This is a genomic window from Bradyrhizobium sp. P5_C12 (genome assembly GCF_054049735.1).
In genome coordinates this window covers 1-747 of record NZ_JBFULU010000148.1, presented here as the reverse complement: position 1 = coordinate 747, position 747 = coordinate 1, and the positions used below count along the sequence as shown (strand labels likewise).

Here is a 747-nt window from a genome sequence, read left to right as displayed (position 1 = left end):
CGGCATATCTCAAGTTCCGGTGACTCGACGCTCTTTCGCATAGTTCAAAACTCGCGCCATGTGTGGACCCTTTGGGATTACCCACATCGGCTTCGTGTTTCTCATGTGAGAACCCGGAGGTTCATCATCCATGAAGCATCGAACGTAAGGCTTCGCTGATCAGCCGAGCGCGTTGATAGCGTGTGAAGTAGGGTGTCCGCCTCCCGCATAGACGGTGACGTTACAGGCTCTTCGGATATGGCGCTCTCGGGCTCATCGACAGGGCTCCAATCGTCGGCTCCTAGTACTGTCTGTTCGACCAGTCATCGACCGTCGGCTCGTCTTGGCGGTATTCCCACTTCCCGTCTTTGCGCCGGCGACGCCACGTCTGCGCAAGACCGGTCCAATCCCCGTTGATGGTGCGGTGGGGAAATATCGGCTTGCATTTGTGCCAGATCGCCGGATTGAGGACTGAGGAGCGGCCGCGGAAGAGTCTCGTCCACTGCGCCCAAGCTGGTAGATGTCGAATGCCGATTGCTTCGATCGTCGCGAAGGAAATAGCTGACAGCAGCAAGGTGCCGAACGCGAAGCGACCGAAGGCCAGCAGTGTTTCGAGATCGAGCCCCTTCGGCCAGTCCATGTTGCTGAAAAGAAGAGCGTGGATGACATAAGCCGAATAGCAGACGGTGCCGGCAAAGACGAAAGGCTGGGAGGCCCAGCTATCCCAGACTTTCGAGCGCCGAACCGCCAAGATCAGCGCTACGCTGC

The 747-nt window shown here is 58.0% G+C and carries 1 protein-coding gene; it reads right to left on the bottom strand.

From position 1 onward, the window contains the following. Positions 1 to 280: 280 nt before the first annotated feature. The coding region (locus ACXJMY_RS38035) for a hypothetical protein (protein ID WP_456624476.1) at positions 281 to 747 on the bottom strand (467 nt) is incomplete at its 5' end.